Genomic DNA, 17,759 nt, shown 5'->3' on the forward strand with positions numbered 1-17,759 from the left:
GCCGGCCCGGCTCTCATTGCCCCTGGGCCAGGGCGAAGCCACGCGCTCCGTCAAACGTGCACAGGTTTTCCGTCTTGATGAAGTCGATGCCTTGGGCGGCCAGCTCGCTCATCAGCGCCACGAGCGCGCCATGCTGCAACGGCTCGTCACCGGCCGCCACGAAGCGGCAGCGCCAGTGATCGGTGCAGAAGGTTTCGGGAAAGCCTCCAGGCCACACCTTCACCCCCCGGTTCGTGATCACTTGCAGCTCCAGGCCGGCCGGCGTGCAGGCCTTGAGCCGCTCGGCCAGCGCGTCGGGGCGGGTGTGGGCGGCATGCACGAACACGTCGATGCCCACCAGCGCCTTCTGGGCAGGCTCGCTCGCGCGCTGCGGCGCCTCGGGCGCGGCGGCCGGCACCCGCATCGGGCGGGCACCAGCGTAGCTCACGGGCGTGAGCTTCTGCGGCAGGTTGCCCAGGCGGTCGATCACGGCATCGGCAAAGTCCATGCTGCCAAACGGCCGGCCGATGCTCAAATGGCTGTGCAGCTCGGCGGTGTGCACGCCATCCTCGATGGCGCTGAGCCAGGCGTTGTGAATGCGTGCCGCCGCCTCGGCCTGGCCGATGTGCACCAGCATCATCACCGCGGCCAGCAACAGCCCGGACGGGTTGGCGATGCCCTTGCCGGCAATGTCGGGGGCGCTGCCGTGGATGGCCTCGAACATGGCCACGTGCTCACCGATGTTGGCGCTCGGCGCCAGCCCCACCGAGCCGGTGAGTTCGGCCGCGATGTCGGAGAGGATGTCACCATACAGATTGGGCGTGACGATGACATCGAACAGATCGGGGCGCGTGGCCAGCCGCGCGGCGCCGATGTCGATGATCATGTGATCGGTTTGAATCTCGGGGTATTCGGGCGCGATCTCGTCGAACACCTTGTGGAACAGCCCATCGGTCATCTTCATGATGTTGTCTTTGGTCATGCAGGTGACCTTCTTGCGACCGTTGGCCCGGGCGTACTCGAAAGCGTAGCGCACGATCTTCTCGCACCCGGGGCGGGTGATGAGCTTGAGGCACTGGAACACCTCATCGGTCTGCCGGTGCTCGATGCCGGCGTACAGGTCTTCCTCGTTTTCGCGGATGATGACGAGGTCCATCTTGGGATGCAGGGTCTTGACGTACGGCGCGTAGCTGACGCAGGGCCGCACGTTGGCATACAGGCCCAGCGTCTTGCGGATGGTGACGTTGAGGCTCTTGAACCCGCCGCCTTGCGGGGTGGTGATGGGCGCCTTGAGGAACACCTTGGTGCGGCGCAGGCTTTCCCAGGCCTCCGGGGCGATGCCCGAGCTGTGCCCGGCCAGGTACTGCTTCTCGCCAATTTCGATGAATTCGGGGGCGATGGCCGCGCCGGCGGCCTTGAGCACGCGCAGGGTGGCTTCCATGATCTCGGGGCCGATGCCGTCGCCATTGGCCACGGTGATGGGGACTGCTTGCGTCATGTCGCTGCTCCTAGGTAAGGGTTGCATGGAGGAATGAACGCAGTGTGACGGAAAAAGTCATTGGTGAAAAATGATTTGTTTGTGAAAATCACATAGTATTTAACCTATGAGTCGATTCCGCCTGCCCAAAGCCACCTTCAACCAGTTGCGCACGTTCGAGAGCGTGGCGCGGCTGGGCTCCATCACCCAGGCCGCGCGCGAGCTGCACCTGACCCAGCCCACGGTGACGGTGCAGATTCAGGAGCTGCAACACGCGCTGGGCGCCACGCTGGTGGAGCCGGCCGGGCGCGGCATCCGCATCACCGAAGCCGGGCGCCGGCTGCAGCAGGCCGCCACCGACATCTTCGGCCTGTGGCGCCATTGCGAAGACGATCTGCATGCGTTGCAGGGGCTGGAACGCGGGCTGTTGCGCATCGCCGGCGTGACGACCACCGAATACTTCATCGCGCACTGGCTGCAGCGCTTCGCGCAACGCCACCCGGGCATCGAGGTGGACCTGTCGGTGGACAACCGGGACCGCATCATCCAGCGCCTGCAAGACGAGCGCTGCGATCTGGCCGTGATGATGATGCCCCCGCCCACGCTGGATCTGGAGACGCTGGATTGCCTGGACAACCCGTTGGTGGTCATCGGCCCCAGGCACCACCCCTGGGCCCAGCGGCGCAAGGTGCCGGCCAAGGCGCTCAACGGCGTGCCCTGGCTGGCGCGGGAGCCAGGCTCCGGCACGCGGCTGGCCACCGAACAGCATTTGCAGGCGCTGGGCGTGCAGCCGCAAGAGCGCATGACGCTGGGCAGCAACGAGGCCCTCAAGCATGCGGTGGCCGCCGGCATGGGGCTGGCGGTGCTGTCGCGCCACGCGCTCAACCGCGACCCCGCCCTGGAAGGGCTGGCCGTGCTGCCCGTGGCGGGCTTTCCCGTGCGGCGGCAGTGGAAGCTGGTCTGGCGCCGCGACCGCCGGCTGGCCCTGCCCGCGCAGGCCTTCATCGACGAGGCGCGGCAAATCCTGGGCGAACTGTCGGCCTGATTCGCATGCCGCCGCCGTGAACCTGCGGCCCGCGGCACACTCTGAGGCTCATCCCCTCTTTTTTGCAGGAGAACCTTCATGACCCCCGAAGAACAGCGGGCACTGCTCGGCATCCTGGTGCAGGCCGCCCTGTGCGATGGCCAGAAAGCCGACAGCGAACGGCAATTCATCCGCGAACTGGCGCAGCAGCTCGACGCCACGGCCGGATCGACCCACCTCGCCCAAGCGGTGCAGGACGCCCTGCTGCAACGGGTGACGCTGGCGCAAGCCGTGCAGACGCTGACCCAACCGGCCCACCGCCAGCTGGCCTACGAGTGGGCCGTGGCGGTGTGCGACGCCGACGGCCTGACCAGCAGCGCGGAAAAAGCGTTTCTGTCGCAGCTCAAGGCCCAGCTCGGGCTGGCGGCTGACCGCTCGGTGGCCGACGCGGAAGCGCAAACCCATTCGGTGGCCGCTGCCGCTTACGCGGCCGTGCAAAACACCCCTGCCAGCGACACCCCCGACCTGGCCCCGCCCGCATCGGCAGCCACGGCGCATGCCGCATCGACGGCGGTGGACTCGGCGGCCCTGGACAAGATGATCCTCAACTACGCCATCCTCAACGGCGCGCTGGAATTGCTGCCCCAGTCCTGGGCGTCGGTGGCCATCATTCCACTGCAGATCAAGATGGTCTACCGCATCGGCAAGGCCCACGGCATCACGCTCGACCAAGGCCACATCCGGGAATTCCTCGCCACCGCCGGGGTGGGGCTGACCTCGCAGTACGTGGAGCAATTCGGCCGCAAACTGCTGGGCGGACTCGTCGGCAAGGCCGGCGGGCGGCTGCTGGGCGGTCTGGCCGGGCAAGCCACCGGCATGGCGTTTTCGTTTGCCACCACTTACGCACTGGGCCAGCTGGCCAAGCGCTACTACGCCGGCGGCCGGGTCATGTCCACCGAGCTGCTGCGCCAGACCTACCAGGGCCTGCTCGGCCCGGCCAAGACGCTGCAGCAGCAACACCTCGGCGACATCCAGGCCCGCGCCCGCACCCTCGACGCCACCGAGGTGATGCGCCTGGTGCGGGGCTGAGCCCCGTAAAATCGGATTTTTGTCGCTTACCACACCCAAGAGGCTCCCATGGCGCTCGTTTCCCTGCGCGAACTGCTCGACCACGCCGCCGAGCACGGCTACGGCATCCCCGCCTTCAACGTCAACAACCTGGAGCAGGTGCAGGCCGTCATGGCCGCCGCCGCCGAGGTCAACGCCCCGGTCATCCTGCAAGCCAGCGCCGGGGCGCGCAAATACGCCGGTGAAGCCTTCATCAAGCACCTGGTGCAAGCCGCGTGCGAGGCCTATCCCCAGATTCCCGTGGTCATGCACCAGGACCACGGGCAAAGCCCGGCCGTGTGCCAGGGCGCGATCGACCTGGGCTTCAGCTCGGTGATGATGGACGGCTCCTTGCTGGAAGACGGCAAGACGCCGGCCAGCTTCGACTACAACGTGGACGTGACGCGCCGCGTGGTGGAAATGGCCCACCGGGTGGGCGTTTCCGTCGAGGGCGAGCTCGGCTGCCTGGGCAGCCTGGAAACCGGGCAGGCCGGCGAGGAAGACGGCATCGGCGCTGCAGGCACGCTGGACCACAGCCAGATGCTGACCGACCCGGAAGAGGCTGCGCAGTTCGTCAAAGCCACCGGGCTCGACGCGCTGGCCATTGCGATTGGCACCAGCCACGGCGCCTACAAATTCACCCGTCCGCCCACCGGCGACGTGCTGGCCATCGCCCGCGTCAAGGAAATCCACGCCCGCATTCCCAACACCCATCTGGTGATGCACGGCAGCTCCAGCGTGCCCCAGGAACTGCTGGCCATCATCAACCAGTACGGCGGCAAAATCAAAGAAACCTACGGCGTGCCGATCAGCGAAATCCAGGAAGCCATCCGCCACGGGGTGCGCAAGGTCAACATCGACACCGACATCCGGCTGGCCATGACCGGCGCGGCGCGCAAGTTCCTGGCCGAAAACCCCGACAAATTCGACGCCCGCGAATGGCTCAAGCCCGCCCGCGCGGCCGCCCAGGCCGTGTGCAAGCAGCGCTATCTGGACTTCGGCTGCGAAGGCATGGCCAGCAAGGTCAAGGGCTACACGCTGGAACAGATGGCCCAGCGCTACGCCCGCGGCGAGCTGGCGCAGGTCGTCCACTGAGCGCCGGAAGACCGCCCCATGAGCCCAGCCCTGCACACCTCCGCCCTCAAGTCCCTGCCGCTGCTGGCCCGCGGCAAGGTGCGCGACAACTACGCCGTGGGCGATGACCGCATCCTCATGGTCGCCTCCGACCGCATCAGCGCGTTTGACGTCATCATGGGCGAGCCCATCCCCGGCAAAGGCGAATTGCTAACGCGGCTGAGTCTCTTCTGGTTCGATCTGTTGGGCCCCAAAGGGCATGGCATCTGCCCCATCCACCTGACGGGCGAAGATCCCGAAAGCGTGGTCAGCGACGACGAAAAACCGCTGGTGCGCGGCCGCTCGATGCTGGTCAAGCGGCTCAAGCCCATCCCCGTGGAAGCGGTGGTGCGCGGCTACCTGGCCGGCAGCGGCTGGAAGGAATACCAGCAAAGCCGCCACATTTGCGGCGTGCCCCTGCCCGAAGGGCTGCAAAACGCCAGCAAGCTGCCCGCGCCGATCTACACCCCGGCAGCCAAAGCGGCGGTCGGTGAACACGACGAGAACATCACCTTCGAACAGACGGTGGCCATGATCGGCCCCGAGCTGGCCGCCCAGATCCGCGACACCGCCATCCGCCTGTACCAGACGGCGGCCGACTACGCCGCCACCAAAGGTGTCATCATCGCCGACACCAAGTTCGAGTTCGGCCTGGACAAGGACGGTACGCTCGTGCTGATGGACGAGGTGCTGACGCCCGACAGCTCGCGCTACTGGCCGGCCGAAAGCTATGCCGAAGGCCGCAATCCGCCCAGTTTCGACAAGCAATACCTGCGCGACTGGCTGGAATCGGCCCAGGTCGATGGCCGGCCCTGGAACAAGACCGCCCCCGCCCCCCGCCTGCCGCGAGAAGTGATCGAGCAGACCGCGGCCAAGTACCAGGAGGCGCTCAAGCGCTTGCTGGGTTAAACGCCTACAATCGGGCTCATGCCACTGTCTCCTGCCCAACGCCGCCTGACCGCATGGTTTGCCCTGTGGTCCATGGTGCTGGGCACCTTGCTCCCTGCCGTGGCCCAGGCGGCCTGGCGCGGGCAAGACCGGGCCGACTGGATCGAGATCTGCACCACCACCGGCATGGTGTGGGTGCAGGCCGAAGGCGCAGACCATGACGAAGACGCGCCCGGCGCGGTCAGCGTCGGCATGTCGTGCCCGTGGTGCCTCACGCCTCACGGCGGCCCCGGCCTGCCGGCTGCCGACCATTCCCTCTGGCTGCCCCGCATCGCTCTGGCGCAGCACGCGCCCCCTTTTGCGCACGCCGCGCCCGCTGAGCGCGCTTGGCGCAGCGCGCACCCACGCGGCCCTCCCGCCCAGGCCTGAGAGGCGCCCCGCGCGCCCGCGATCCCCTGGCTGCCCCGCGCCTGCATCGCGCGCCGCAGCCCTTGGTCCGGCCGTTGGCCCCGGGCCGATCGATCGAACACCTGGAGCGGAACATGTCTGCCATTCCTATCCCTTTGTCGGGCGTCGGCCTGCGTGCCGCGCCTGACGCACGCCTTGCGGCACGCCCTGTCCACCTCCCTGCCGAGGCCGTGCTCTTTCACGCGCACGACCAGGGCGGTGCCTGGCGCCTGCTTTCTGGCTGCTTGCGGCTGGACCGCGTCGTGGGCGCCGAGCGTCAACTGGTCCAGCTGGCCCTGCCGGGCGACTGGGTGGGCCTGGAGACCCTGTGTGGCGAAGGCTACCGCCTGCAAGCCCAAGCCCTGACCCCTTGCGTGGCCGAACCCCTGTGCGAAGCAGACGTCAACAGCTGGACGTGGGCCAAAGCCTGGCTGCAACAACAGCACCGGCACGTGCAAATGACCCAGCTGCGCACCGGCAAGGTGGCTTCGCGGCTGTCGCATCTGCTGACGCTGCTGGACTTGCCCCAGGACCTGCCCCGCAGCGCCTTGGCCCAGCAGGCGGCGCAGATCCGCCTGCAATTGCCGCCCCTGCGCGTGCTGGCCGAGGTGATCGACGCGCAGCCCGAGACCGTCTGCCGCGCCTTGAGCCGGTTGTTGCCGCAAAGAAAGCGGCGTTCCACGACACCTTTGAATTTGGATTCCGAATGAATACTCTCAAAACCTATCTTTGCGCGCTGTTGTGCGTGGGCCTGATGGCTGGTCAGGCACAAGCCCATGGTTTCAAGCTTGGAGCTTTGCGCATCGACCACCCTTACGCCACCCCTTCGGAAAATGACACAGGCCATGTTTTTTTCCGCCGCTTGACCAATGAAGGCACACGAGCCGATCGGCTGGTCGAGGCATCGACGCCTATTGCGCAACAGGTGGTGATGCAACGCCAAAACCCTCACGATGAAACGGCGCCAATCAGCCCCGTGGCGCACATCGACCTGCCGCCCCACGGCGAAGTGGCCTTCCGGCACGACAGCCCGGAAGGCTATGTGCTCATGCTACAGGGGCTGTCATCCCCCCTGAAAGTGGGCGACCGCTTCACGGTGACACTTCGATTCGCCCATGCTGGCACGCGGCAGGTCGAGGTCTGGGTGCAGCAACCCCGTCCGAACACTTCATCCCATAGCCACTGAACCCCTTTTTCACCACGACGACATAGGAGTCAAACCATGAGCATCAAACGATTCGTCATCGCCGGCCTGCTGGCCATCACGGCGCAAGCCTGGGCGCAGGTGCAAATCACCATCGAAGACGCCTGGGTGCGCGGCACCGTGGCGCAGCAGAAAGCCACGGGCGCCTTCATGCGCCTGACGGCCACGCAAAACGCCCGGCTGGTGGCGGCCGAGTCGCCAGTGGCCGGCGTGGTCGAAATCCACGAAATGGCCATGGAGAACAACGTCATGAAGATGCGCGCCGTCCCTGGCCTGGAGCTGGCCGCAGGCCGCACGGTAGAACTCAAGCCCGGCGGCTTCCATGTGATGCTGATGGACCTGAAACAGGCCATCAAGCCCGGCGACACGGTGCCGCTGACGCTGGTGTTTGAAGACGCCAACCAGCTGCGCTTCACCCAACAGATCCAAGCGCCGGTGCGCGCGCTGGCAAGTGGCCAGAGCGGGCACGGCCACCATGGCCAGCCCCAGGCCCCGGCCGGGCACGGCGGGCACAAGCACTGAACCCGCAGCGGCCTCACGCCCTGGGGCCTGATCGGGCCATCGGGTGGCGCCCGGCACGGCGCCGCCCCTTCAGCGGCGCGTCGCTGGCAAGCCCGCCAGCAAGGCCGCCGCGGCGGCCGCGCAGCCGGCAGAAAACGCGAACGCCGCCCAAGGCGCCCAGGCCTGATACAGCCAGCCAAACACCACCGAAGCCGGCAGCAGGCCCAGGCCGCTGACCAGGTGGAACCAGCCAAACGCCGTGCCGCGGCGCTCGGCGGGGGCCACATCGGCCACGAGGGCTTTTTCCACGCCCTCGGTGGCGGCCATGAACAAGCCATAAGCCGCAAACAACCCAAACAGCAACGGGAGGCTGACGGTCACCATGCCGAGGATCGCATAGATGGCGGCATAAGCCAGATAGCCCCCGATGAGGAGGCGGACACGCCCCAAGCGGTCGGACAGCGCCGACAACGGCGCGGAAAAAACCATGGCCACGCCAGAGACCGCCGCCCACAAGAGCGGAATTTGCGCCGGCGGCACCCCCAGCTCGCTGGCACGCAGCAGCAAGAACATGTTGGACGAGTTGCCCAGCGTGAACAGCAGCACCACGAGCAGAAAATGCTTGAAGGCGCGCGGCATGTCGCGCAGGCGCCAGTCGAATCGCATCGGCGCGGCCACAGGCGCTTGCCGCGGCTCCGCAATGCTCAAGGTCAGGCCCAGGCACACCAGCGCCGGCACGATGGACCATAAAAAGATGTCTTGCAGCGCCACACCGTGCGCCAGCAGACCGAACGCCAGCAGGGGCCCAACGACGGCGCCGGCATTGTCCATCGCCCGATGGATGCCGAAAGCCAGCCCCCGGTGCTCGGGCGCGACGCTGGCAGCCAGCAGGGCATCCCTGGGCGAGGAGCGCAGGCCCTTGCCCACGCGGTCGGCAAACCGGATGCACAGCACCACCCACCACGAGCCGGCCAAGGCCATCAACGGGCGGCCAAACCCGGCCAAGGCATAGCCGACCACCATCCACGGCTTGGAACGCCGGGTCTTGTCCACCACAACCCCCGAAAACAGCTTGAGCAAGCTGGCCGTGGCCTCGGCAATCCCCTCGATGATGCCCAGCGCCTTGGGCCCCGCCATCAGGACGGAGGCCAGGTACAAAGGAATGAGGGGATAGAGCAGCTCGCTGGCGCTGTCATTGACCAGGCTGATGAGGCCGATCAACCAGACGGTTCGCGGCAGGGTGCGCAGGGTGTGCCACATAAGCTCAATGCCACCAGCGGTTGATCAGCGCCGTCAGCCACACGCCGGCGCACAGCAGCAGGCTCAGCAGCACCGCCGCGCTGCCCATGTCCTTGGCCCGCTTGGACAGTTCGTGCCATTCCAGCCCCACGCGGTCCACCACCGACTCCACCGCGGTGTTGAGCAGTTCCACCACCAGCACCCACACCAGCGCCGCGATCAGCACCACGGTTTCCACCCAGTTGCGGCCCAAGGCCCAGGCGGCCGGCAGCATCAGCGCGGCCAGAATCAGTTCCTGCCGGAACGCCGGCTCGTGCCAGCCCGCCCTCAGGCCACTGAGCGAGTACAGGCAGGCGTGCCAGATGCGGCTGAGGCCGCGGCGTTTGTGCATCGGCTGGTCGGTCATGGGTCGATCGGGTAAAGCCCAAAACCCTGCATCCTACCCGCGCCCACATGAACGGCGCATGAACGCGGAGCCTGGCCCATCAATAACTCAGCGCCCGCGCCTTGCCCCAGAACACCTTGTACATGAACAGCGTGTAGGCAATGATCACGGGCAGCGTCAGCGCCACGCCGATGAAGGTGAACCACAGCGATTCGGTGGCGGCAGCTGCCTCCCACACGGTCATCTGGCCCACCACCACGTCTGGGAACAGGCTGTAGGCCAGCCCGAAAAAGGCCAGCACGAACACCAGCACCGTATTGGCAAACACCAGCCAGCCGTAACCGGCCTCGATCACGCTGGGGCGGCGCACCACCCAGTGGATGGCAAACAGCGCCAGCGCGCACATCAGCGGCACCGGCAACAGCATGAACACCTCCGGCAGGCCAAACCATTTGTCCCACACCGCCGGGCTGACCAGCGGCGTGGCCACCGAAATGGCGGCCAACGCCAGCGCCATCGGCCACCAGGCGGCGCGTGCCCAGGCCACGGCATGGTCGCGCAATTCGCCGTCGGTTTTCATGATCAGCCAGCCCGCGCCCAGCATCACGTAAGCGGCCGGCAGCGTCAGCGCAATGCCGAAGCTGAACACCCAGCCCAGCACGCTGCGCTCAAACCCGGTGATGTAGCTGCCCAGCATCCAGCCCTGGGCGAGTGCTGCCAGCAGCGAGCCGGCGAAGAACGCCCGGTTCCAGAACGGTTTGTACGGGGCCGGCGCCTTGGCGCGAAAGTCAAAGGCCACCCCACGCAGTATCAGGCCGATGAGCATCAGCGCCACCGGCAGATACAGCGCCTGCAGCACCAGGCCGTGGGCTTTGGGAAAGGCCACCAGCAACACGCCCACGCCCAGCACCAGCCAGGTTTCGTTGGCGTCCCAGAACGGGCCGATGCTGGCGATCATCGTGTCTTTCTGCGGATCACTGGCACGCGGCAGCAGCAGGCCCACGCCCAGGTCGTAGCCATCGAGCACCACGTAGGCCAGCAGCGCCAGCCCCATGACGGCCATGAAAAAGAAGGGAAGGAATTCGGCCATGGTCATGTCAGGCTCCTGCTTTGCCCAGGCTGGCATCGGTCGGGGCGGTCAAGCCCGTGGGCTTGGGGTGTTCGGCCATGTGCTTGAGCACGCCCACATAGGCCACCAGCAGCAGCCCATAGACCACGAGGTAGGCCGTCAGCGTCAGGCCCACGTAGGCGGGGGGAATCTGCGTGGCCACGTCGGCCGTGCGCAGCAGGCCATAGACCACGTAGGGCTGGCGGCCGATTTCGGTCACGTACCAGCCAGCCAGCGTGGCCAGCCACCCCGAAAACGCCATGCCCGAGAGCACCCACAGCAGCGGGCGCGACAGTCGGGTGTCTGGCGCGCGGCGCTGCGGCCAGAGCTTCCAGGCCGCCCACAAGGCCACGATCAGCATCAGGATGCCTACGCCCACCATCAAGCGGAAGGCGTAGAACACCGGCGCCACCGGCGGGTGCGAGCCCTCGAATTCATTGAGCCCTTTGATTTCGCCATCCCATTGGTGGGTCAGGATCAGGCTGGCCAGGTTGGGGATTTGCACGGCCATGTGGGTGGTGCGGGCGGCTTCGTCCGGGATGCCAAACAGCACCAGCGGCGCGCCGCGCTCGGTTTCCCACACCGCCTCGATGGCGGCCACTTTGGCCGGCTGGTATTTGAGCGTGTTGAGCCCGTGCAGGTCACCGGCCAGGAATTGCAGCGGCATGGCCACCACGGCCACGGCCACCGCCGCCCGCAGGGCCTTGTGCGTGCCACGGGTGGCGCTGCCCTTGAGCAACTGCCAGGCGCACAGGCCGGCCATGAGGAAGGAGGCCGTCAGCGCCGAGGCAAGCAGCTTGTGCGCCAGCCGGTAGGGGAAGGAGGGGTTGAAGATGATGGCCAGCCAGTCGGCCGGCATGAACTCACCGTTGACGATGTCGTAACCGGCCGGGGTCTGCATCCAGGAGTTCAGGCTCAAGATCCAGAACGCCGACAGCGTGGTGCCCACCGCCACGAACAGCGTGGCGGCCATGTGCACCCGCTCGCTCACCCGGCCCCGCCCAAACAGCATGATGCCCAGGAAGCTCGCCTCCAGGAAGAAAGCCGTCAGCACCTCATAGCCCAGCAGCGGCCCGGAGATGTTGCCGGTCAACTCCATGAAGCCCGGCCAGTTGGTGCCGAACTGGAAGCTCATCACGATGCCCGAGACCACGCCCAGCGCGAAGGTCAGCGCGAACACCTTGGTCCAGAAGTAATAGGCCTCCTCCCAGGCCGGGTCGCGCGTCTGCACGAAGCGGATGCGGAAGAACAACAAGAACCACGCCAGCGCGATGGTGATGGTGGGAAACAGGATGTGAAAGCTGACGTTGACCGCGAACTGGATGCGCGACAGCAGCAGGGTGTCGAATTCCATGGAAGCACTCCTTCACAGGTTCATGCCGCGCTGCGGGCCTGGGGGCTGGGCGCGGCGGCCCCTTTGCCCATGAGCCGGTCTTTGAACTCCAGCACCCGCGACACCTTGGCCCCCATGTCCATCAGTTGGCGCGCCGTCTCGGGCGAGAGCTTTTGCACATCGTCGAACCAGTTCATGAGCTGTTCGATGAGGTCGTGCATCTCTTTCATGCGCTGCTGGGCGTAGGCCTCGTCTTCGCTGGCGGGCTGCTGCATGAGCAGGGTGCGCAGCATGCTCTGGGTGGGCTCGACTTCACGCCGGCGGCGCTGCTCGGCCAGGGTGTGGAAGATTTCCCAGACGTCTTTCGGCGCCTCGAAGAACTCGCGCCGGTCGCCGGGGATGTGGTGCAGCTTGACCAACTGCCACGATTGCAGCTCCTTGAGCCCCATGCTCACGTTGGAGCGCGAAAAGGCCAGCGCCTCGGTGATGTCGTCGGCGCACAAGGGGCGGCGCGCCACGAACAGCAGGGCATAAATCTGCCCGACCGTGCGGTTGATGCCCCAGCGGCTGCCCATTTCGCCGAAATGGTGGATGAAGGATTGGGTGAGTGGCGTGAGTTCCATGATTCCCGTAATTTCAGAAATTTCTGAAATTCTAGGAAGCTGCAAAACCCCGCGTGTCGCAAGGGTTTTGCCTGGAGCGTTCTGGGCCCCAGGGGGCTGCGCCCGCGGGGCTGGCGGCGGGGCCTCAGTACTGGGTCGGCGGCACGTCCACCACCAGCCCGTCGAGCGCGGGCGTCAGCGCGATCTGGCAGCTCAGGCGGCTGTTGGGCCGGCGCTCGGCGGCGGAGAAGTCGAGCATGCTGTCCTCATCGGCGCTGGGCGGAGGCAATTGCGCGTGCCACGGCTCGCGCACGTACACATGGCAGGTGGCGCAAGTGAGCAGCCCACCGCAGTCGGCTTCGATGCCGGGGGCGTTGGCGGCGATGGCGGCCTGCATCAGGCTTTGGCCGGGCCGGGCTTGGACGGTGCATTCGGTGCCGGTGGCGGCAATGAGGGTGACGGTGATCATCAGAATCGGCTGAAGTATTCGCGGCGTTGGAAAGCGTCCGGGTCGTCGGCATCGCGCAGGCGCTGCCACTCCAGACGTTTGATCTGCGTGAGGTAGGCCACCCAGTCGGCGCCGATGCGCCCGGCCAGCACGGTATCGGCCTGCAGGGCATCAAGCGCCTCCCCCAAGCTGGCGGGCAACGGGGTGGCCTGGGCACCATACGGGTCTTCGGTGGCCGGGGGCGGCGTCAGGCGGCGTTCGATGCCGTCCAGCCCGGCCTCGATCTGCGCGGCCAGGTAGAGGTAGGGGTTGGCGGCGGATTCGCCGATGCGGTTTTCGATGCGCGTGGCCGGATCGTTGGCGCCGCCGATGACGCGCAGCATGGCGCCCCGGTTGTCGCGCCCCCACTGCACCGACTGCGGCGCCAGCGCGTGGGGCCGAAAACGCGCGTAGCCGTTGGCGGTGGGGGTGCAGAACACGGCCATGCCGCGGGCGTGTTCCAGCAGGCCAGCCAGGTAGTGAGCGCCCACGTCCGACAAGGTGTGGCGGGCATCCCGCGCGGTGCTGCCGGCCAAGGGCTCCGTTCGCACCATGGCGTTGGCGCCGGTGGCAAGGCTGCTGAGCGACTGGTGCAAATGCCAGCCGCTGGACATGATGTGCGCAAACGGCGGGCGGCACATGAAGGTGGCGTGGTAGCCGGCGTCGCGCAGCGCCATCTTCACCGCGTTGCGGAACAGCACCATCTGGTCGGCGGCGGTCAGCGCATCGGTCACGTCGAACACGGCCTCCACCTGGCTCGGGCCCATTTCGGCTTCCAGCGAGAGCAGCGGCAAGCCCAGCGCCTGGGCGGTGCGTTGCACGATGCGCAGGGGCTCGTCGGCTCTGTCCAGCCAGGCTTCGGAGAGCAGCTGATAGCCGGGGTGGATCATGGCCACTTCGGGGGGCTCGCCGGGCCAGGCTGCGCGGTGCGGATCGGTTTGCGCCTCGGTACCGGTGATGCGGTAGATGTGGAACTCCACCTCCAGCCCGCAGCGCAGGCCGTAGCCGTGCGCCGCCAGGCGGTCCAGCGCGCGCTGCAACAGGCGGCGGCTGTCGTAGGGCACAGGGGTGGCGTCGGCGAACCAGGCCTGGGCACGCAGCCAGCCGGTGCGCTCGCGCCAGGGCAGCACGCGAAAGCTCGCCGGGTCGGGCAGCAGCACCACGTTGTTGGCCTGGCCGAAGCCGGGCAGCCCGTCGGTGCCGCCGGGCTGGAACACCGGCCAGGCGGTGCGGTCCGACGTGTCTTTGAGCAAGAGGGTGGACACCATGCCCACGCCGGAACGCAAGGCCTGCTTCACCGCACCGGCCATGAGCGCCTTGCTGCGGGTGAAGCCGTGTAGGTCGCACCAGGCCACGCGGACCTGCTCCAGCCCTTGGGCCTCGATGGCCTGCAGCACGGCCTCGATGGCACGCTGGCGCTCGGGCGTCTGCACGCCGCAGCGGGTGGCGAAATCGGTCATGCGGCGGTCTGGATACCGGCCTGCCACGGCGCGCGTTCGCGCTTGGCGCGCGCCTGCTGCTGCCACCACTCGGCCCATTCGCCTGCCGGCGCAATGCCGTCCACCGTGTCCGGGCCCTGCATCTGGGCGTGCAGCGCCGGGTCGGCCATGCCCGGGGCCTGGCCGCCGTTCTGCACGGTTTCTATCGCCTGCAACAGCAGCCGGCGGTGGGCCATGATGACCTTGTCGGTCGTGCCCAGGTGCTCGCGGGTACGGTCCTGGATCGGACCCATGCTTTCCACCGCCCATTGGTCGTGCACGTTGATGTCTTCCTCGCCCATGCCGAGGTAAGTCTGCTCCCGTTGCTCGGTCGGGTTGAAGCCCCACTGGTTGTGGCGCCCGGCCTTGGGCAGGTAGAGCGGCGGTTCGATGAACTGCACCCGCTGGGCCCGCATGGCGGCCTTGTCCACCGGCTTGTCGAAGCTGGTGAAAAAGGCGTACCAGTAGGTGTGGGTGTCGTCCACCGGCACGTGCATCTGGGTGATGGTGAGCGTTTCCGACAGCGGGATCACGAAGGTATGAGGGAAGATCTCGTTCGTCACGCGCACGTGGGTGAGTTCGTCCGTCATGGGCCGCAGCGTGGTGATCTGGAAGCCCCAGGGGCGCGGCTCGAAGCGGATGTCGGGCCGGTGGAACTCGCGCATGATGCGCGTCATGGGCCAGCGCTCGCCGTCGGCTTCGCCCAGGCTGGCGCTGCGGAACTGCTTGCCGGCCGCGTTGTCGCCGATGGCCTCCAGCGGGGCATCGTGGAGGAAACGGTGCAGGAAGGAAGTGTGCGCCGGGTCGATGCCCACCTCGAACGCCTGCAGCCAGTTGCAGTGCCACAAGCCCTTGAAGGCAAACACGTGCGTGTCCGGCGCGGCGAAGCAATCGAAATGCGGGAAGGGGGGCTGCTGGCCCTCTTCACCCAACCAGGCGAACAGCACCCCACTTTGCTCGATGACGGGGTAGCTGCGCTGGCGCACGCGCTGGCACAGGGTGCTGCCCAACGGCTCGGCCGGCGTCTCCAGACAGCGGCCCGTGGCATCGAACTTCCAGCCGTGGAAAGGGCAGCGCACGCCATCGCCTTCGTGGCGGGCGTAGGCCAGGTCGGCATTGCGATGCGGGCAGTCGCGGTCCAGCAGGCCCCAGCGGCCCTGCCCGTCCTTGAACAGGATCATGTCCTGCCCCAGCAGCCGCACCGCTTTGAGCGGCCGCTCGGCCATGCGCGGGTCGTGCGCGGGGTCGAATTCCTCCCGCAGCGCCACGGGCTGCCAGTAGCGGCGCAGCACGGTGCCGCATGGGGTGCCGGGGCCGATGCGGGTGAGCAGTTCGTTTTGTTCGGCTTTCATGGCATCTCCTGCATGGCCCTCTGGACAAAAAAGGGGGGTGTGAGCGGCAACCCCGTGAACCCGCGCCGCGAGGACATCACGGTATACCGTTGTGCGTTTTCAGTGTACAGTCGTTCCCATGAACGTGCAAGAAACCGTGTTGCTGCAACTGCGCGAGGGCATCTTTCGCGGCGATTTCGAGCCCGGCCAGCGATTGGCCGAACAGCAGGTGGCCGAGCGGCTCGGCGCTTCCCGCACCCCCGTGCGGGCCGCGCTGGTGGCGCTGGAACAGGAAGGGCTGGTGGAAACCCACGACAACGGCGGCTATGTGGTGCGGCGCTTCACCGCCAGCGAGGTGGCCGATGCCATTGCCGTGCGCGGCCATCTGGAAGGCATGGCCGCACGGCTGGTGACCGAGCATGGCGTCTCGCGCCAGCTGGCGCGTGCCTTCGACGATTGCCTGGCCGAAGGCGATGCCGCCCTGGCCAACAACCCGCTGACGATGGCAGACTATGCGCGGTATACCGCCATGAACGACCGCCTGCATGCCCTCATTCTGGAAGCCTGCGGCAACCGGGCCTTGCAGCGTGCCGTGGCGCTGAACGACAAACTGCCTTTCGCCTCGGCCTCGGCCATGCTGCCCATGCAGGGCTCGTTGGCGGTGGACCGCGACTGGATGCTCTATGCCCACCGCCAGCACCACATGCTGGTGGAAGCGATGAAACGCGGCGAAGGCGCCCGTGCCCAGGCGCTGGCCGTCGAGCACACCGAAGTGGCGCAGACCAATCTGCGCCTGGCGCTGGCGCGACGCAGCGAAGCCGAGCAGGTGATGCCGGTGATCCGGCTGGTGATGGGGGGCTGACTCAGTTCAGCGCCATGCTCAGCTTGCGCCGGTAGCGCGACACCAGCTCGGCCTGCGGGTCCTGCTGCACCGCCGTCTGGCCCGCCAGCTCGATGCCGCCGGCGCTTTTGCCCGGCAGCCCGGCGTCGGCCTTGGGCTTGGGCGGGGTCAGCAGCTCCAGCAGAGCCACATAGGTCTTGCGCGGGGCTTCTTCGGCCCAGGTCTTGTCGCGCATGATGATTTCGAGCAGCTCTTCCATGGCCGCGGGCCAATCGCCACGGGCGATCAGCACCCGGCTCTTGGCAAAGCGGGCGTCGAAGTCGCGCCGGTTCTGGGCGATGGCTTCGTCGAAACGCTCCAGCGGCCACTGGCCGCGCGGGTCGTTGGCCACGAATTCCAGCGCGTTGAGCCACTGGGCCAGCGCCTCGAAGCGCAACGGCACCGGAATCAGCGACAAGGCCGGGGCCAGCGCCGCGGCGGCTTCGCCCAGGCGCCCCTGCCCGATGAGCAGCTTGACGTAGTCAAAGCGCAAATCTTGGTTGTCGGGGGCCTGGGCCAGCGCGTCGGCCATGCGCCGCAGGGCGGCTTCGGCATCGCCCGCTTCGGCCAGCTGCTGGGCTTCATCGGCCTGGGCCAGCGCCTGCAAGTCGTCTTCGCTGGGCAGGTGCTTGTCCAGAAACGCGCGCACCTGGCCTTCGGGCAGCGCCCCCATGAAGCCATCCACCGGCTGACCGCCCACCATCAGCACACAGGTGGGAATGCTGCGGATGCCAAACGCCGCGGCCAGCTGCTGCTCCTCGTCGGAATTGATCTTCACCAGCTTGAAGCGGCCCGCGTAAGCGGCCTCCACCTTCTCCAGCACGGGGCCCAGGGAACGGCAGGGGCCACACCACGGCGCCCAGAAATCGACCAGCACAGGCACGGCGTGGGAAGCCTCGATGACTTCGGTCTCAAAGTTGGCAAGGGTGACGTCGATCATGGTGTCAAAGACTGCAAATCACTGAATATGGGGCCGCACACGCGCGCGGGCAACGGCCACATTGTCTTACGGAACCGCCATCGGCTGAAGCCATCGGCTGCGAAAATCCGCGGCAGGCGCATGCGATAAGCTGATAGATTTTGCAAGTCTCATACGGCCCAGTCGCTGCCCGTGCGCCGGCTGGGGCGCTGGCGAAAATGACCAACACTGCCCCGGTGGCCAGATGCCACCGGGCA

At 67.2% G+C, this 17,759-nt stretch carries 19 protein-coding genes; 9 read left to right on the plus strand and 10 right to left on the minus strand.

Annotation, left to right across the window (positions count from 1 at the left end; translation table 11 throughout):
• Positions 1–13: 13 nt before the first annotated feature.
• Complete coding sequence (locus DFR43_RS03850; RefSeq protein ID WP_133596041.1) at positions 14–1,477, minus strand: NADP-dependent isocitrate dehydrogenase; 1,464 nt, start codon at positions 1,475–1,477, stop codon at positions 14–16.
• A gap of 106 nt (positions 1,478–1,583) precedes the next feature.
• Between DFR43_RS03850 and DFR43_RS03855 the strand changes: the two genes are divergently transcribed.
• The 8 genes from DFR43_RS03855 to DFR43_RS03890 all read left to right on the plus strand — a co-directional run bounded on the left by DFR43_RS03855 (position 1,584) and on the right by DFR43_RS03890 (position 7,761).
• Entirely contained in the window at positions 1,584–2,501 is a 918-nt protein-coding gene (locus DFR43_RS03855; protein WP_133596042.1) for a LysR substrate-binding domain-containing protein, read from the plus strand.
• 78 nt (positions 2,502–2,579) lie between these two features.
• On the plus strand, positions 2,580–3,569 hold the full coding sequence (locus tag DFR43_RS03860) for a DUF533 domain-containing protein (RefSeq protein WP_133596043.1): 990 nt from the start codon (positions 2,580–2,582) through the stop codon (positions 3,567–3,569).
• A 48-nt stretch (positions 3,570–3,617) separates the two neighbouring features.
• Positions 3,618–4,682 (plus strand): class II fructose-bisphosphate aldolase, encoded by a 1,065-nt coding sequence (gene fba, locus DFR43_RS03865; RefSeq protein WP_133596044.1) that lies wholly within the window; start codon positions 3,618–3,620, stop codon positions 4,680–4,682.
• A gap of 18 nt (positions 4,683–4,700) precedes the next feature.
• Positions 4,701–5,609, plus strand: coding sequence for a phosphoribosylaminoimidazolesuccinocarboxamide synthase (locus tag DFR43_RS03870; RefSeq protein ID WP_133596045.1), 909 nt, complete (start codon positions 4,701–4,703; stop codon positions 5,607–5,609).
• Between the two features lie 18 nt (positions 5,610–5,627).
• A complete protein-coding gene (locus tag DFR43_RS03875; protein ID WP_133596046.1) occupies positions 5,628–6,017 on the plus strand; it encodes a DUF2946 domain-containing protein in 390 nt (129 codons plus the stop codon).
• Positions 6,018–6,130: 113 nt separating this feature from the next.
• Positions 6,131–6,745 carry a cyclic nucleotide-binding domain-containing protein gene (locus DFR43_RS03880; protein ID WP_133596047.1) on the plus strand — a complete coding sequence of 205 codons (615 nt, stop codon included), beginning with the start codon at positions 6,131–6,133 and terminating at the stop codon, positions 6,743–6,745.
• On the plus strand, positions 6,742–7,221 hold the full coding sequence (locus DFR43_RS03885; protein ID WP_133596048.1) for a copper chaperone PCu(A)C: 480 nt from the start codon (positions 6,742–6,744) through the stop codon (positions 7,219–7,221). The genes DFR43_RS03880 and DFR43_RS03885 overlap by 4 nt, the downstream gene beginning before the upstream one ends.
• 36 nt (positions 7,222–7,257) lie before the next feature.
• Positions 7,258–7,761, plus strand: coding sequence for a copper chaperone PCu(A)C (locus DFR43_RS03890; protein ID WP_133596049.1), 504 nt, complete (start codon positions 7,258–7,260; stop codon positions 7,759–7,761).
• 69 nt (positions 7,762–7,830) lie between these two features.
• On the opposite strand, the gene DFR43_RS03895 is transcribed toward DFR43_RS03890, so the two are convergent.
• The 8 genes from DFR43_RS03895 to DFR43_RS03930 all read right to left on the minus strand — a co-directional run bounded on the left by DFR43_RS03895 (position 7,831) and on the right by DFR43_RS03930 (position 15,724).
• Positions 7,831–9,000, minus strand: a complete 1,170-nt coding sequence (locus DFR43_RS03895; protein WP_133596050.1) for an MFS transporter — start codon at positions 8,998–9,000, stop codon at positions 7,831–7,833.
• Between the two features lie 4 nt (positions 9,001–9,004).
• The gene (locus DFR43_RS03900) at positions 9,005–9,385 is read right to left on the minus strand and encodes a diacylglycerol kinase (RefSeq protein WP_133596051.1); all 381 of its coding nucleotides are present in this window, start codon (positions 9,383–9,385) and stop codon (positions 9,005–9,007) included.
• Positions 9,386–9,464: 79 nt separating this feature from the next.
• Positions 9,465–10,460, minus strand: coding sequence for a cytochrome d ubiquinol oxidase subunit II (locus DFR43_RS03905; protein ID WP_133596052.1), 996 nt, complete (start codon positions 10,458–10,460; stop codon positions 9,465–9,467).
• Between the two features lies 1 nt (position 10,461).
• On the minus strand, positions 10,462–11,826 hold the full coding sequence (locus tag DFR43_RS03910) for a cytochrome ubiquinol oxidase subunit I (RefSeq protein WP_133596053.1): 1,365 nt from the start codon (positions 11,824–11,826) through the stop codon (positions 10,462–10,464).
• 20 nt (positions 11,827–11,846) lie between these two features.
• A complete protein-coding gene (locus DFR43_RS03915) occupies positions 11,847–12,428 on the minus strand; it encodes a GbsR/MarR family transcriptional regulator (RefSeq protein ID WP_133596054.1) in 582 nt (193 codons plus the stop codon).
• Between the two features lie 124 nt (positions 12,429–12,552).
• Positions 12,553–12,876: a 2Fe-2S iron-sulfur cluster-binding protein gene (locus tag DFR43_RS03920; RefSeq protein WP_133596055.1), complete on the minus strand. Its 324-nt coding sequence runs from the start codon at positions 12,874–12,876 to the stop codon at positions 12,553–12,555.
• On the minus strand, positions 12,876–14,354 hold the full coding sequence (locus DFR43_RS03925; protein WP_133596056.1) for a glutamine synthetase family protein: 1,479 nt from the start codon (positions 14,352–14,354) through the stop codon (positions 12,876–12,878). The genes DFR43_RS03920 and DFR43_RS03925 overlap by 1 nt, the downstream gene beginning before the upstream one ends.
• The gene (locus DFR43_RS03930) at positions 14,351–15,724 is read right to left on the minus strand and encodes a Rieske 2Fe-2S domain-containing protein (RefSeq protein ID WP_133596057.1); all 1,374 of its coding nucleotides are present in this window, start codon (positions 15,722–15,724) and stop codon (positions 14,351–14,353) included. Before DFR43_RS03930 ends, DFR43_RS03925 begins: the two co-directional genes overlap by 4 nt.
• Positions 15,725–15,842: 118 nt before the next feature.
• On the opposite strand from DFR43_RS03930, the gene DFR43_RS03935 reads away from it, so the two are divergent.
• Positions 15,843–16,565: a GntR family transcriptional regulator gene (locus DFR43_RS03935; protein WP_133596058.1), complete on the plus strand. Its 723-nt coding sequence runs from the start codon at positions 15,843–15,845 to the stop codon at positions 16,563–16,565.
• A gap of 1 nt (position 16,566) precedes the next feature.
• On the opposite strand, the gene trxA is transcribed toward DFR43_RS03935, so the two are convergent.
• Positions 16,567–17,523, minus strand: coding sequence for a thioredoxin (gene trxA / locus DFR43_RS03940; protein ID WP_133596059.1), 957 nt, complete (start codon positions 17,521–17,523; stop codon positions 16,567–16,569).
• Positions 17,524–17,759: the final 236 nt, after the last annotated feature.

The sequence above is a fragment of the Tepidicella xavieri genome (genome assembly GCF_004363315.1).
Classification (GTDB): domain Bacteria; phylum Pseudomonadota; class Gammaproteobacteria; order Burkholderiales; family Burkholderiaceae_C; genus Tepidicella; species Tepidicella xavieri.